The sequence below is a fragment of the Cohnella sp. GCM10012308 genome (assembly GCF_042649185.1).
In the GTDB taxonomy this organism is placed as follows: domain Bacteria; phylum Bacillota; class Bacilli; order Paenibacillales; family Paenibacillaceae; genus Cohnella.
Map to the genome: position 1 here is coordinate 82,823 of NZ_JBHRYU010000005.1, position 15,895 is coordinate 98,717.

A 15,895-nucleotide genomic window follows, 5' to 3' on the forward strand; every position below is an offset into this window, starting at 1 on the left:
GAAGGGCGGGGGCTCCGATGGCCGGAAGCTATGCGGAAAAAGTATGGCGGCAGATGATACAGGATCATTCCGGAAACTGGGGTATGGACATCGATCACTGGGACTGGGTCCCGGGGGTTGGCGTCATTGCGCTGCTGGAATACTACGAGGCGACAAGCGATGTTCAGGTGCTGGCGTATTTGCAGGATTGGGTGAAAAGGAATGAAGCGAAGGCCATGGGAAAAACGGTAATCAATTCGATTGCCCCCTTTGCGATCTTTCCTGCGCTATACCGGCTGACCGGCGACGCCAAATTCAAGGAGGAAGCGGTGCGCGTCGCCGAGTGGCTGCTGAATGAAGCGCCGCGTACGCGCGAAGAAGCCTTCGAGCATACGGTGACGGAAAACGTGGCGTTCTCCGAGCAGGTATGGGCGGATACGATATTTATGGCGGTGCTGTTCCTGGCACGAACCGCTTCGCTCCTCGGAAGCGCGGTTTACGCGGAGGAGGCGCTCAAGCAGTTGCTGATCCATCTGCGTTTGCTGCAGGATCCGCAGCCCGGCGTGCTATTCCACGGCTGGAACTGCGCCTCGGGCGATCATATGTCGGGCGCGCGCTGGACGCGGGCGAATGCCTGGATTGCCGCCGGCGTTCCGATGATCGTAGCGGAGATTGACGGGCTCGTCGGCATTCCGCAGGAGCTGAAGGAGCGGTATGGCCGCCTCATGAGCGGGCTCCTCGGTTACCAGCAGACGGATGGGCTGTGGAGCACGGTGATGGACCGGCCGGACTTTTACAGAGAAGTTTCGGGCAGCGCGGGGATCGCTTACGGCATACTGAAGGCGATTGAGCTGAGGCTGATTGCGGACGAAGAGAAGTACGCGGCCGGTGCTGACCGAACGTATCGCGCGATCGTTCCGTATATTACGGAAGAGGGCCTGGTCAACGGAGTGTCCGGCGGCACGCCGGTGATGCCGACAATCGAGGCGTACCAAAATGACGTGCCGACTTATCCGACCCTGTACGGGCAGGGCCTGGTGCTGATGCTGCTCGCGAAAATATCGCAAAGGAGCGAGTAGACATGCGCAGCGCCGAGCTTCTCGCCTCGATTCAAGCAAAGGATAAAGCGTATGATGCCGACGTCAAGCTGGTTCGGGTTCCCATGACGAAGACGTATCACACGGCGTTAAAGCCGGATCGGCATCCTTTCGCTTACGAGCTGTATGTCGCGACCTGCTATGCATTCGACCTGCTGCAATATGGCGGCGAGGCGTATGCGAAGCGGGCGTCAGACATCCTGGAAGTCGTCGTCTCCAGGCAGGACCAGGATTCGAGCCGTTCAACATACGGGATCTGGCCGTATTTCGACGAGGAGTCGCTGGACGAGATGGACCGTCCCGACTGGAATATGGCTGATTTTCACGGCAAGAAGCTCGTGCTCATTTTAAAAAATCATGCGGAGCTGCTCCCGCCTTCGCTCATTGACAAGCTGCGCGGCGCCGTGTACCATGCCTGCCAGGCGATCATCATCCGCAATGTCGGCCCGCACTATACGAACATCGCCATCATGGGGGCGTTTGTTACGCTTCTGGGCGGCGAGCTGCTGGGCCAAGAAGGGATTCGCAGCTATGGCGAGCAGCGTCTCCGCACGTTTCGCGACTATACGAAGGCTATCGGCACGTTCTCGGAGTACAACAGCCCGTGCTATACGCCGATCGCCATCGAGGAGCTGCATGGCATATACGCGGAGTCGGGCACGGCCGGGGCGGTTGCGGACGCGGAGGAGCTGCTGGACCTGGCCTGGCATATGATCGCGAGGCATTATCATCCTGCGACGGGCGCATGGAGCGGCCCGCATAGTCGGACGTACAGCACGCAGCTGAGGCCGAACGAGAAGGCTTTTCTTCAAAATGCGCTCGGTCAAGAGCCGGAGCAGGGGCAGGAGCAAGGATTGAAGCCGGAACCGGGACCTATTCGTTGCCCTGAAAAGTACCGCTATTTGTTCACCTCAACGGAGGCGCGTTACTTCACGGAGCCAACGCTGAAGGCGGACGAGACGGGCTTCCAGAACTACGCAACGACGTACCAAAACGAGCGGCTGTCGCTCGGCAGTTATACGTCGGGCAGCATGTGGAACCAGCGCCGCAATCTGCTCGGCTATGTCGACAGCGGCGGCGGGAATGCAGTGTCGATCCAGCTCCAGTTTTTAAAGGACGGCAAGGACTTCTGCTCGGCGATCTTTACTGGCGTGCAGTCGCGCGGGATGGCACTGTTCGCCTTTAACCTTGCGACGGACAACGGCGGGTGGCATCAGGATCTGGACATCCTTAACGGCAGGTTCAGCGCGATGGATCTGCGCATCCGGCTGCTTCTCGGCGGAAACGCGGCGAACGTGGAGCTGCCGACGACACAAACGGCCTCCCGGTTTGCGACTGCAATCGGGGAGACGGCGCTGCAGGTGGAGGCAATACTGGACCGCTCGGAGTATGGCGAACTTCAGCTGCAGACGGAACAAAGCGAACAAGGCCTCTGCCTGGACTACGTCATCTCGACGGGCGAGGAGCGGGATTTCGATTTTCATGCGCTGGAGCAAGCTGTCTGGATCTTCACGCTGTCGCTAGGCGAGGTTCGGCCGCTGCCGGCCGTCGACATCCAGTCGAGCGAATCGTGGGTGACGGCGTCGGCTCAGACGGACGACGGCCTGGCCGCCATCACCGTGCCGCAGAAGCCGCGGAAGACACGCGAGCTATATCAGGAGAATCAGATTCAGTTGCCTTCGGCTTTGTTGGGGCATATGTCGTAAATGAATAGAAAGAATGAGGAAAGCCTTCAAGCTGCTGCTTCGGAGGCTTTCTTGTTATTTCATTTTCTAACGCCATCCTGTCGACATCGTCTGTCCTACGCATGGTGATTTTTCTTTATATTTTTAGAGAAAATTGCTACGATATTATACAAATTTAGAATTTCTGGATCATAAGCGAGGCGAGGTTGTAATGATGAAGACGCGGCAAACGCAACTCCCCGATCATGTAAGATCAGAAGTTCTTGAGGCGTTTTTTGACGTGTTTGAAGAAGATGAGGGTATTTTTGTAGATTTAAGGGATCAATGAAGACGGACAGCGTATTTGGTTGCCAAATGATTTCTTATACTGTAACTACATTCGCTGGCCGCCTGAGGCCAGCGCTTTTTGTTTGCCGCACGTAAAAATAATGCACAAAAGCGTAATGAGATTACGCTTGCAAGCCATAGCTTTTCGATTATGATACAGGCAGGGATTGTTCGAAAGAAGTCGAAAAAGATGAAAACGGAAAAAGAGGAACTTCATGCGATTATAGATGGATAAGGAAGTGGGAGTGGCATGCGGCATTTCCTTCATCGTTCTTTTTACACGAAAATCCAGGCCTCGTTCTTGGTATTGATTTTTCTCCCCATGGTGTTTATTTCCTTCATCAGCTATTCCATCACGCAAGGCATCGTCAAGGACAAGATCCAGCTCAGCAACCAATCGGTGCTCACCGTCATGGCGAAGGATATCGAGAAGATGCTCGACGATATCACTTACGCCTCCAATTTTTTCGTACAGGACAAGCAGGCGCTCGACCCCCTTCGAACGTTTAAAGCCATCAAAAGCATCGACAGCTCGCGGAATTACGCGGCTTATCAGCAAATCAAGGATTTCTTCAGCCAGGTGTCCGTCAAAACGATGAATACGGACATTTTTATGTTTGTAGCGAATGAAAACGATTTCATTGCAGAGTCATCGGAAACCTGGACGCTGACCCCCGAGCAGGTCGAGAAAAGTTGGCATGACGTCAAAGGAAGGGTCAACAAGGACAATCCGAAAGTGCTGCAATGGCTGGGTACAATCAAAAACGATGCCGAACAGGAGCCGGACAACTATTTCGTCGCGAGAGCGCTCAAGGATCCGGCCGACAATCAGTATTTGGCCACCCTCGTGATCGTGATCTCCAGCAAATACTTTGAAAAGCTGTTCGGCCAGGTCATGTCGGGCAACATGGCGCTGACCGATTCGAACGGCGAACTCATCGCCGCCGGTCCGATTACAGAATCCATAGAGGCCGCTTCGGCATCGGGAGAAATTCGGAACGAGGTCGCCATTCCCAAGGCGGGATGGTCTCTTTTGTACGCGAACTCGAAGAAAGAAGTCACCGGGCAAATATCGCGGACGTTTTTCCTCTCGATTTTGATCGTCATTCCGTTTTGCGTCGTGTTCCTGTTCATCTCGTTCTATGTGGCCAAGCGATTGCATCGACCGATCCGCAAGCTGCAGACCGGCGTCAAGCAATTCGGCAACGGCAACCGGAACATCCGGTTCCAGGCGGATGGGAACGACGAGATCGCCGATCTCGGAAGAACGCTGAACCGGATGCTGGATCAGATCAATGCGCTGATCGCCGACATCGAGCAGGAGCAGGAACAGAAGCGGGTCCTCGAATTGCAGGCGTTATATTCCCAGATTCGGCCGCATTTTCTGCTTAATACGCTGAACTCGATCAAGTGCAGCCTGGTCCTGCATGACGATACGGCGCACAGCCAAAAAATCGATTCGCTCATGAGTCTCTTAAGAGCCTATTTAAAATTTAACGAATCGTCCACGTTGCGCAGCGAGTGCAAGCTGCTTGGCCACTATGTAGAGATTATGCAAATGCGAAACGATATTCAGCTGCAATTCGATACCCCTCTCTCTGCCGATGTCGAGGACTTCAGCCTGCCGAAGCTGCTGCTTCAGCCCATTGTCGAGAATGCCATCGTGCACGGCTTTATGGACGAAGGCGCCAGTCCTCGTATCGAGCTTCGGGCCGTACAAGAGGAAGAATGCATCCGGATCGATATCCAGGACAACGGGTCCGGGATGGAGGAGGAGCGGCTCCACGCGTTTAACGAGCTGCTGCGGCAGCCGGACGCCGATTCGGCGGATGACTATAAACGTGTCGGTCTGATCAACGTCCTGAGGCGGTTGCGGACGACCTATGGCATGAAGGCGGACATGCGCCTGATGCAGGGCGAGCTTGGCGGATTGAAGGTCCGGATCTCCATTCCTTTGGAAAGGAAGAATGCGCATGCTCAAAGCGATGCTGGTTGACGACGACGTGCCCATGCTCAAATACTTGGCCAAGCTGGTCCCCTGGCGGGAGCTTGGTCTCGAGATCGTCGCGCAGGCCCATTCGGCGAAACGCGCGCTTCAGCATTTTCGCGAGACGGCGCCGGATCTGATCGTGACGGATATCGGCATGCCGGGGATGGACGGATTGGAGCTAGCGCAGGAATGCAAGAGGTTGAACCCCGAAGTGCGGCTCATTTTCCTCACCTGCCACGGAGAGTTTCACTACGCCAGGACCGCGGTCAAGCTGGAGGCGGTCGATTATTTGCTGAAGGACGAGTTAACGGCGGAGCAGCTCCGCGACTCGCTCAAGAAAGCGGTCGAACTCCTTAAGGAAGAAAAGGAGAGCCGCAGGGAGCTGGCGTACAAGCAGGATTTGTTCAAAAACCGGGAAGTGCTGAAGCAGCCTTTTTTTCAAAAACTGATGTCCGGCTCCGCCGACGCCGGCATGCTCGGCTATGGGCAAAGACTGGGGATCGATTGGAAGCATCCGCAATTTATAATGGCGATCGGCACGATTCGTTATCTCTCCTTTACCGGCCGGTTCCGATATACGGACACGGACCTGCTTCTGTACGCGATCGGCAACATATCGGGCGAGCTGCCGCTGGAATCCATGACGGTAACCACCTTTATCGATCCGCATGCGGGCTTCGTCTGCGTGGCCAACTACCAGCCCTCCTTACGCCTGAAAGGGATGGAGTCGTTCGAACTTTACTTGCGGACGCTGGCGGACAAGATCAGGGAGTATCTGGGCATCGGTGTCTACATGACGTACGGGAGCCCTGTCAAAGATCTCGCATCGCTTCGGCAGCAGTATAAGAAGCTGAAGGAATGGCGGCGGTCGTCCTATTACGACGGACCTGCCTTCGGCCAAATGCCGTCCTACGACGGCAAGCCGTGGACGAGCGACGTTTGGAATGCCGTCAGCGCGGAATGGGAGCAGGTCCGCAAGGCCTTCAAGGAGCATGACGAGCAATCGGCTGCGTCCTTGCTGGACCAAATGAAGCAGAAAGCGGCGGATCTGCGTTTGGAGCCGGAGGAGTGGAAGCTCAGGTCGTCCCAGTGGATCCGGGTACTCGAGCTTGACGATAACCGCAACAGCGATAACGCCTTTCACGAATGTCTGGTCAGGACCGTCCGGCTGGAGGACACGATGCATCTCGTCCGGACGAAAATCGGCGAATTGTTCGCGACGAAGACGCCCCCCGTCGACCGGAAGCCGAAGATCCAGCAGATCGAACGCTATCTCTCGGCGCATCTGTCCGAGAACCTGTCGCTGGTCGACGTGGCCCATCATCTTTATTTGAACCCGAGCTATTTATCGCGGTATTTCAAGCTGGAGACCGGCATGAACTTTACGGATTTCCTCCATCGCTTCAAGATGAAGCTGGCGTGTCAAATGCTCAAGGGCAAGCAAGAGAGCATCGAGATGATTTCCTTAAAGCTGGGGTATGCGGATCGCACGTACTTCTCCAAAATATTCAAAAAGTACGTCGGCGTCAGCCCGAAGGATTACCGGTAAGCAAAGTAAAGATTTTGCACAAAGGAGTAAAAATCGCTACGCCTCGTTCAAGCCGGAAGTGGCCTATAGTTATCCTATCAACCATTTCCGATCGAGGTGAGCCTGTTGGAGAAGACGATGGTCAAAGCCGGAATTCCGGCTTACCAATCGCAACGAAGGTACTGGAACAACGAAAGAAAAGAGACGCTCGCCGCCTGGATCTTCTTGGCCCCGGAAGTCATCGGCGTGCTGCTCTTAAGCGTGTTTCCCATCTTGTTCTCGCTGTTCTTAAGCTTCTGCGACTGGAATCTGGTCGGCGGCTTGTCCGCGATCAAGTGGGTGGGGCTGGACAATTACCGGGCGCTGCTGGACGATGACAAGATCTTCATGGCTTTGAAAAACAATATTACCTACACGGCGTGCGTCGTGCCGGTCGGGATCGTGCTGGCGCTGCTCCTGTCCGTCGTCATTCACTCCAAGGTGTATGGGAAAGAATACTTCAAGGTGGCCTTCTTCATCCCCTATATTTCCTCCATCGTCGCGATCGGGGCGGTATGGAGCGCTTTGTTCCATCCGTCACAAGGGCCAATCAACCGGTTTCTGATCGGGCTTGGCATCGCGAACCCGCCGAAGTGGATGGCCGACACGCATTATTCGCTGACCGCGATCATCGTCATCGCGATCTGGGCGGCCTTGGGGTACCAGATCGTTATCTTCATCGCCGGCTTGTCCGGCATCCCGGAGGAATTGTACGAAGCGGCGGACATCGACGGCGCGAATCAGGCGCAGCAATTTACCCGAATCACACTGCCCTTGCTCGGCCCCACGCTCTCCTTCCTGATCATCACCACGCTGATGGCTTCTTTCAAAGTATTCGATCTGATCGCCTTTCTGACCGACGGCGGGCCGAACGAGTCCTCGACGGTGCTCGTCTATCGAATCTACGACGAAGGCTTCCACAATTTCAGAATGGGTTATGCGTCGGCCATATCCTGGCTGCTATTCTTGATCGTCGGCGCGATCACCCTGATTACGTGGAAAATTCAGCGAACGAAGGTTGAGGAATGAGGGGGAGGCCATCATGACAACGCGAAGGAACAAAATGTTCAAATGGTTGACGACAGGGGCGATGGGCGCGATCTCCGTGCTGTTCCTGACGCCGCTAATCTGGATGGTGTCGTCGGCATCCAAGTACGAGAAGGATGTCATGGTTTACCCGATCCAATGGATTCCGGCGCAGTGGAATTTCTGGAACAACTTCAAGGAAGTGTGGATGAGCAACGTCCCGTTCGGTTTATTTTATTTCAATTCGCTGAAGCTGGCTGCCTGCATGACGCTGTTGACGCTCATCGTCTCGTCGATGTCGGCCTTCGCGCTGGCCAAGCTTCGGTTCAAAGGGCGAAACCTGGCATTCGGCTTGCTGCTGTCGCTCATGATCATCCCGAACGAAGCGACGCTCGTCCCCCGGTATCTTCTGCTCAAATGGTTTCATTTGTACAATTCGCACCTGGGACTGATCGTGATGGGGATGTTCTCGATTTACTTCACTTACCTGCTGCGCCAGTTCATGATCGGCATTCATCAGGATTATCTCGAAGCCGCCAAGATGGACGGCGCCGGTTATACGCTCATCTTTTTGCGGATCATGCTGCCGCTGTGCAAGCCGATCCTGGCGACGGTCGGCATCATCAAGTTCATATGGAGCTGGAACGACTACCAGGGTCCGCTTATTTTCCTGATCAGCAAGCAATTGTACCCCATCCCGCTCGGCATGCAGCTGTTCAAGTCCGAATTCGCCGATAACGTGTCATTGACAATGATGGCTTCGCTCTCCGCCATCGTGCCGCTGCTCCTCGTGTTTATCGTGCTTCAGAAGCAGGTCATTCAAGGGATCTCGCTCGGCGGCGTTAAGGGATAGAAGTCAACAAAGCGCACAAAAAACAAAAAATCGTCCACATCCGGGCGGCTTGCCCGACTGTACAATTTGAACTGTAAACCACAATGAACGAGGGGGAAAACGAATTGAAAAAAAGAAGTGCCGCAATGCTTAGCAGCATCTTGATCGCTACGTCGATGTTAGCCGGGTGCGGCGGGAAAAACGACAATAACGCCGCGTCGCACCCGGCGAGTGGAACTGCATCGACGTCCGCGTCCGCAGGAACGGCGTCGGCGCCCGCCGAGACCGTAACGATCAAATATTATAACTGGGACAACGAGATCGCGGAGCCGCACACCAAACAACTGATCGAGGATTTTCAAAGCAAAAATCCGGGCATCAAAGTTGAATCGGTCAGCCTGGTGCCCGGCAACTCCGTCGAATCGATGAAAAAGCTGGACGTCATGATGTCGTCCGGCGAGCAAGTGGACGTCGTCCTGTACTCGAACATCGACGAGACGATGGCGCGCGCCGCCCAAGGCGTGCTCGCTCCGCTCAACGATCTGTATCAGAAGGATAACGTCAAGCCGGACGACGAGTACTATATCAATCCGAAGTACAACGGAAATTATTATGCCACCATGTTCACCGCCACGGACTGGCTCGTCATGCTGAACGAAGACGCGCTGAAAGCGGCCGGCTTGGAAACGCCGCCATACGACTGGACCTGGGACGACTTCCGGACGTATGCGAAGAAGCTGACCAAGGGCGAGCAATTCGGGTCGTACTTTCACACGTGGGGCGAATACGCGAACCCGATCGCCTACGCCGAACTGAAAAATCCGTACCTGACCGCGGATATGCAGCCGGCGTTCAACGATCCTTCCTTCGCTTATTTCTTTAACCTGAGAAAAGCCATGGAGCAAGAAGACAAGTCGGTAAAAACGTATTCGGACATCGTAGGCGGCAAATTGAACTACGGGACCGAATTCGTCAACGGCAAAGCGGCGATGATCCTGACCGGCTCCTTCCTGATCGCGAGTCTTGCGGACAAGACCAAAAACCCGCATACGTTCAAGACCGTGTTCGCGCCGATGCCGCGTTCGTCCAAGGACGTCGAGCCGGGCCTGACCAGCCTTGGCGCCTCCTACGTGGCGATCGCGAACAACTCGAAGCACAAGGAAGAAGCATATAAGTTCATCCGTTACATGTCGACGGAGGACAGCGCGCGGACCGACTTGTCCGGCTGGAAGAAGACCGATACGAAAGCGCTGCTGGAGCGGCTGTACGGCGGCAACGCGGATCTGATCGACCTGCCTTCGCTGACCGCGGTCCTGTCCGACGCACGGCTCAGAACGAACGCGACGACCGACATTTCCGCTTCCTATCAGAATCAGTTGAAAAAAGTGCTGGAGAACGGGTACTCGGGCTTTATCCTCGACAACCTTTCCGTCGAAGAAGCGCAGAAGCGCATGATGGAAGAAGCGGACAAGATCATTAAGCAGAATGCGAAATAAATCAAAAATCGTATAGGAAAAGTAGAAGGTTAGCGGGGCGCTTCGAACGGTTCTGCTAGCCTTCTTCTGTTCAGAGGGGGATACGCGCCATGAAGCTCACTTCATTCGTATCGGCGGAGGATGTCGCCGCGCATATTCTGAGTCATGACATGACGGGGCGTCTTTTTCCGGCATGGGAGGATCGCGAAGCTTGGGAGCGGATGCCCGACGGGTTGGGCGAGGAATGGATCCGTGCGGCGGAAAGGCATATCGGCGAGGAGTTGCCGACGCTTCGCGCCTCCGCGTTCATGGCCTATTTCACCGAGGGAAGCCGCGTGCGGTACGAATCGATCGACGCGGCAAGACGAAGCGCGCTGTGCGCGCTGCTGATCGCCGAGTGCCTGGAAGGCCAAGGAAGGTTCGTCCGGGACATCGTCGACATCGTATGGCTCCTGTGCGAGCAGACGACCTGGTGCAGCCCGGCGCATCATTATTTGTCCCGCGACCCGGAGCAAGTCCTCTCCAATGTGGCTGAGCCTCTGTTCGACTTGATGGCGGGCGAGACGGCGGCGGTCTTGGCCTGGACCTCGTTCCTGCTCCGCGGGCCGCTCGACCGCGTATCCCCGCTGATCCGCGAGCGCATTCGTCTTGAGATCGACCGCCGGATCGTGGCGCCCTATATGGAACGCAGCGACTTCTGGTGGATGGGCTTCGGCGAGCGGGAGCCGAACAACTGGAACCCTTGGTGCAACGGCAATATGTTGAGCGTAGCGCTGCTGCAGGAGATGGCCGGGGATCTTAGAGCCGCAGTTCTCTCCAAAATTCTGCACAGCTTGGACCGATATTTGGAGGTTCAGCATGATGACGGCGGCTGCGACGAGGGCACTACCTATTGGGGGCGGGCGGCCGGGATGCTTCTGGTCAATCTGGAGCTGTTGTACAGGGCGTCCGGCGGCGCGCTTCGGGTGTACGATCAGCCGCTGATTCAGAAGCTGGGGCAGTTCGTCTACCGCATGTATGTTGGCGGGCCGTATTTCGTGAATTTCGCCGACGGCTCCGCGATGCCATCGCTTGATTACGGCCTGATTCATTTATATGGCAGGAGAATCAAGGACGACAGGCTGCAGGCTTTGGGGCAGATCGGGATGGCCTCGCATCGCGTGCCGACCGAGGGGATCGTCTCTTTCTTTCAGGAAATGATCAGCCTCGCCGCTTATGCGGACATCCAGACAGAGGAGGTGTTGAGCCCGCCTTTGGTCCAAGACTGCTGGCTGCCCGATTTGCAGGCGATGACGGCCAGACAGCAGGACGGGTCGGTGCACGGTTTGTATCTGGCAGCCAAGGGCGGTCACAACGACGAAAGCCACAACCATAACGATATCGGCCACTATGTGGTATATGCGGACGGCAAACCGTATCTGATCGACATTGGCGTAGAGACGTATACCGCAAAGACGTTCAGTCCCGAGCGCTACGAGATCTGGACGATGCAGTCGGCGTATCACAGTCTGCCGGTCGTCAATGGCTTTGGACAAAAGGAGGGGGGCGTCTACCGGGCTAGGGAGGTCACTTATGAGCGAAGCGACAATGTCGTGCGATTCGCGCTCGATCTGGCCGCCGCTTATCCGGCGGAAGCCGGAGTGAAGGCTTGGCGGCGAAGCTGGATGTTCGAGCGAGCGGAGGGGCGGGAGGCGGCGATTACGCTGCGGGAGCAGTGCATGCTGGCGGAGCCGAGCCTGTCCGTCAGGCTGCATATGATCAGCTGCCGTCGTCCGGAAGCTATATGCGAAGGCCGGATTCGCCTGCGGGACGGGTGCGGCGGCGCGCTCGCGATCGCTTACGATCCGGGGCAGTGGGACGTCGCGTTCGAGCGCATCGAAGTCGTCGACGAACAATTAAGGCGCGTATGGGGCGAGGCCTTGTACCGAATCGTCTTTATCGCGCTTGGCGAGGTCGACCGCGGCGATTGGACGTTCCGAATCGTGGCCGCCGAAAACGAAAACGAAAACGAAAACGAAAACGAAAACGAATACGAAAACGAAAACGAAGGCGGTAAGGCATGAAAAGATCGCGCCGCCTCGTCGCGGCTTTGGCTGGAGGAATCGTGCTTTTCGCCCTGATTTTCGCAGGCCGCCTCCCTGTGCTGACAGGGAGCGGGGCCGACGCTCCGCATGCCGCGATGGGCTACATCGACGATACCCCGGTGGATCAGAGGGAGTTCAGTTTGGTGCTGAACCAAATAAAGGCGCAGGTAGCGAGCTATTTTAAGATGACTTACGACGCAGATGTCACGCCGGCCTTTTGGGATACCTCCTACCAGGGGGAGGTTCCGCTAGAGAAGGCCAGGCAGATGGCGTTGGAACAGATCAAGCGCGTCAAGGCCGTGCAGCGCCTGGCACAACAAAACGGACTCTTGGACGACCCATCCTACGCCGCTTTTCTCGATAACTGGGCAAAGGAGAATCGAAGAAGGGCGGAAGCGGTTAAGCGCAATGAGGTCATCTACGGCCCTCGGCAGTATGACGAATGGGGCTACTACACGTATCTCAATACGAATATGGAGCTGAAGCTCAAACAACTGCTGTACGAGCGGGGACAACCCTTGCCCGAACAAACGTTGAGGAACGCTTATGAAGCGTGGAAGGACACGTTGTACGCCGAAGTCGGCGAGATTAAGACGTACAAATTCGAAACTCCCTACGCGGCGGCAGCTTCAGGGGAACCGAGACGGTCGGATAAACCGGACACCAAGGCGAAGATCGAGGAGATCAAGCGGCGTCTGGAACGGGGGGAGGACCCTGAAGGCATCGGCCGGTCGCTGGACTCGGATGCCGGGGCTGGCTGGAAGGTCGGTGAATTTGTAGTGAACGAGGATTCCCTGCGGAGCAAAGATATGCATTCGCCTGACCAAGAGGCGATCGAGGAAGCGCTGCGCTTGCCCGAAAACGGTGTCAGCGAGGTTTTTGCGAGCGGGGATCGCTTTGTCGTGCTCAAATGCCTGGAGCGAAAAGGAGGTGGGTACCGGTCTTTCGACAACGTAAAGGAAGACGTAACACGCCGTCTGTTCGAGGAAAAATTCGAAATGGAGGTGAAAAAGCTGACTTCGGAGGCGAAAGTAACGCTGGAGGAAAGCGTCTACCGAAGCATGCGGCTTCAATAACGGAGGCGGGCAAACTTGCGTCATTTTATGAAAACGCTTAATCAGAACGCGAGGAGGACAATGAGAGATGAGAATTTTGAAAAACGGACGTTCATGGCTGTCCATCGGTTTGATTTTTACGCTGATGCTGAGCTGTACGCTGTCGATCCCTTCCCTGGCCACGAAGACTTACGCCAACAACACGACTTATTATGTCGATTCGGTCGGCGGCAGCGACAGCAATAGCGGACTGAGCGATAGTTCGGCCTGGCAATCGCTTGCCAAGGTGAACGCCACGACGTTTCAACCGGGCGACGTCATCTTGTTCAAAGCCGGCTCCGTCTGGTCCGGACAGCTGCACCCGCTGGGCTCCGGCACGTCCGGCGCACCGATCGTTATCGACAAGTACGGCAGCGGCGGCAGACCCATTATTAACGGGAACGGCCTGATCGGCGGAACGGTCTATTTCTACAATCAACAGTATTGGGAAATCAACAATCTGGAAGTTACGAACTCGGCGACGGCGGAAGGCGATCGTTACGGGATTAAGGTGGAGGCGCACGACGTCGGGACGTACAACCATTTTTACATCCAGAACAATTACGTCCACGATGTCAAAGGGACGAACAGCGACGCGCTTAAAGCGACGGGGGGGATCCTCGTGCTCGTCACGGGGACGGCCGTGCGTTCGAAATGGAACGATGTGCGGATCGACGGCAATACCGTCGAGCGCGTCGACCGTACCGGGATCAACAACGCGAGCTCGTGGGGCAACAATGACAACGCGGGCAATTTCGAACCTTTTACGAATCTGGTGATCAGCAATAATACGCTGAACGATATCGGCGGGGACGGCATCGTGATGCGCTCTTCAATTAACGGCCTCATTCAATATAACGTGGTGAATGCCGCCCATAACCGGGACACGCACTATGACGTGGCGATCTGGGCGATTAACAGCACGAATCCGGTGATGCAGTACAACGAAGCGTATAACACGAAGACGACGAACGACGGGCATGGCTTCGACTGCGACTTCAATTTGACCGGCTGCACCGTGCAGTACAACTACAGCCACGATAACGAAGGCGGCTTTTTGCTGATCATGGGCGTCGGCGCGATCCGCAACGATAATATGGTGGTACGGTACAACATTAGCCAGAACGACCGGACGCGGACGTTTCAGTTCAGCGACAGCTACACGCCTTTGAACGCCGGCATTTATAACAATACGATTTATGTCGGGTCGGGGTTGACGACGAACATCGTGACCGGGCTCGCGGGCAGCAATCCACTATCTTTCAAAAACAACATCGTCTATAACCTCGGCAGCGGGGGATATGCGGTAAAAGGGAACGACGTGTACGACTACAATATTTTCTACGGCAATCACCCGACCAGCGAGCCGAGCGATCCCCACAAGCTTACGAGCGATCCGCTGTTGGTCACGCCGGGAAGCGGAGGGACGGGCAGGAATACCGTGGACGGTTACAAGCTCGTTGCGGGATCGCCTGCCATCGGGTCCGGCGTTCTGATCGGCAGCAACGGAGGGAAGGACTATTGGGGGAACGCGGTATCTTCCACCGGCGCACCTAACCGCGGCGCTTATAACGGAGCGGGCATCCCTGTAAGCAACAGCAGCTTGACTTTGCAGAGCGACGACTTCGAAACGGGGACGGCGACGGGATGGACCGCTTCGGGCGGAACATGGAGCGTCGTAACGGACGGCACGAAGGTTTATAACCAATCGAACGCTGCGGCGACCGGAGTGACTGCCTATAGCGGGCAGAGTACCTGGCAGAATTATACGGTATCCGCCAAAGTCAAAGCCGACGCTTTCGACAGCACCAACTATGCGGGAGCCGGCCTCGTCGCCAGGCGGGTCGACGATAATAACTATTACGTTTTTATGTATTATAAATTGAACAATACGTTAAAAATCGTGAAAGTGTCAGGCGGCGCAGCCACCGATCTGGTAACGACGCCGTTCAGCCTGAACACGGGAAACTGGTACGACATGAAGGCGGTCGTTAACGGCAGCACGCTTGAGTTCTGGGTGGGCGGGGTCAAGCAGCTGTCGACGACCGATACGAGCATCGGCGCCGGACAGGCCGGCCTTTACTCGCATCGGGCCAATGCGAAGTTCGACGACGTGAAAGTGGCGCCGATTTTCGGCGAGGACTTCGAAGCGGGTTATGCGGCGGGCTGGACACTAGCTGGAGGCACCTGGAGCGTAGCGACGGACGGGACCAAGGTTTACAACCAATCCAGTACGACGTCCGCGAGCGCGATCGCCTATGCGGGTCAGACCTCGCTGCAAAATTACACGGTGTCGGCCAAAGTCAAAGCGGACGCCTTCGACAGCGGCAATTATGCGGGCGTCGGGCTCGTGGCGAGGCGGGTCGACAGCAACAACTACTATGTGTTTATGTACTACAAAATTACGAACACCCTCAAGATTACCAAAGTATCCGGAGGCGTCGCGACGGACTTGATCTCGACCGCCTACTCGCTTAATACCGGCACGTGGTACGACTTCAAGGCGGTCGCGAACGGCAGCACGCTGGAGCTTTGGGTGAACGGGACCAAGCAGCTGACGACGACCGATACCGCGATCGCGTCCGGCCAATTCGGCTTGTATGCGCACCGCGCCAACGCGAAGTTCGATAATGTGTTGCAGTATTGAACGGCCGGCAAGAAATTTAGAGGAGGAGAGCCGCTATCGCGGCTCTTTCTTTATGAGCAGCGTTGAGCGGATGTGATGAGTTGTCCGCAAGA

Annotated in this window: 10 protein-coding genes; all 10 read left to right on the forward strand. The window is 56.0% G+C overall.

Annotated elements, in window-relative coordinates:
* Positions 1 to 17: 17 nt before the first annotated feature.
* The 10 genes from ACFOTD_RS08580 (at position 18) to ACFOTD_RS08625 (ending at position 15,803) form a co-directional block, all read left to right on the forward strand.
* Positions 18 to 1,058: a glycoside hydrolase family 88/105 protein gene (locus tag ACFOTD_RS08580; protein WP_378117688.1), complete on the forward strand. Its 1,041-nt coding sequence runs from the start codon at positions 18 to 20 to the stop codon at positions 1,056 to 1,058.
* 2 nt (positions 1,059 to 1,060) lie between these two features.
* Positions 1,061 to 2,782, forward strand: a complete 1,722-nt coding sequence (locus ACFOTD_RS08585) for a hypothetical protein (RefSeq protein WP_378117690.1) — start codon at positions 1,061 to 1,063, stop codon at positions 2,780 to 2,782.
* A gap of 556 nt (positions 2,783 to 3,338) precedes the next feature.
* Positions 3,339 to 5,084: a cache domain-containing sensor histidine kinase gene (locus ACFOTD_RS08590; protein WP_378117692.1), complete on the forward strand. Its 1,746-nt coding sequence runs from the start codon at positions 3,339 to 3,341 to the stop codon at positions 5,082 to 5,084.
* A complete protein-coding gene (locus tag ACFOTD_RS08595) occupies positions 5,062 to 6,627 on the forward strand; it encodes a response regulator transcription factor (protein ID WP_378117694.1) in 1,566 nt (521 codons plus the stop codon). Before ACFOTD_RS08590 ends, ACFOTD_RS08595 begins: the two co-directional genes overlap by 23 nt.
* A 117-nt stretch (positions 6,628 to 6,744) precedes the next feature.
* The gene (locus tag ACFOTD_RS08600) at positions 6,745 to 7,674 is read left to right on the forward strand and encodes a carbohydrate ABC transporter permease (protein ID WP_378118011.1); all 930 of its coding nucleotides are present in this window, start codon (positions 6,745 to 6,747) and stop codon (positions 7,672 to 7,674) included.
* A 13-nt stretch (positions 7,675 to 7,687) separates the two neighbouring features.
* On the forward strand, positions 7,688 to 8,524 hold the full coding sequence (locus ACFOTD_RS08605) for a carbohydrate ABC transporter permease (protein ID WP_378117696.1): 837 nt from the start codon (positions 7,688 to 7,690) through the stop codon (positions 8,522 to 8,524).
* A gap of 104 nt (positions 8,525 to 8,628) precedes the next feature.
* Entirely contained in the window at positions 8,629 to 9,999 is a 1,371-nt protein-coding gene (locus ACFOTD_RS08610) for an ABC transporter substrate-binding protein (protein ID WP_378117698.1), read from the forward strand.
* Positions 10,000 to 10,088: 89 nt separating this feature from the next.
* Positions 10,089 to 12,041, forward strand: a complete 1,953-nt coding sequence (locus ACFOTD_RS08615) for a heparinase II/III domain-containing protein (RefSeq protein ID WP_378117700.1) — start codon at positions 10,089 to 10,091, stop codon at positions 12,039 to 12,041.
* On the forward strand, positions 12,038 to 13,138 hold the full coding sequence (locus ACFOTD_RS08620) for a peptidylprolyl isomerase (protein ID WP_378117702.1): 1,101 nt from the start codon (positions 12,038 to 12,040) through the stop codon (positions 13,136 to 13,138). Before ACFOTD_RS08615 ends, ACFOTD_RS08620 begins: the two co-directional genes overlap by 4 nt.
* 67 nt (positions 13,139 to 13,205) lie before the next feature.
* Positions 13,206 to 15,803 carry a 3-keto-alpha-glucoside-1,2-lyase-like domain-containing protein gene (locus ACFOTD_RS08625; RefSeq protein WP_378117704.1) on the forward strand — a complete coding sequence of 866 codons (2,598 nt, stop codon included), beginning with the start codon at positions 13,206 to 13,208 and terminating at the stop codon, positions 15,801 to 15,803.
* Positions 15,804 to 15,895 lie beyond the last annotated feature (92 nt).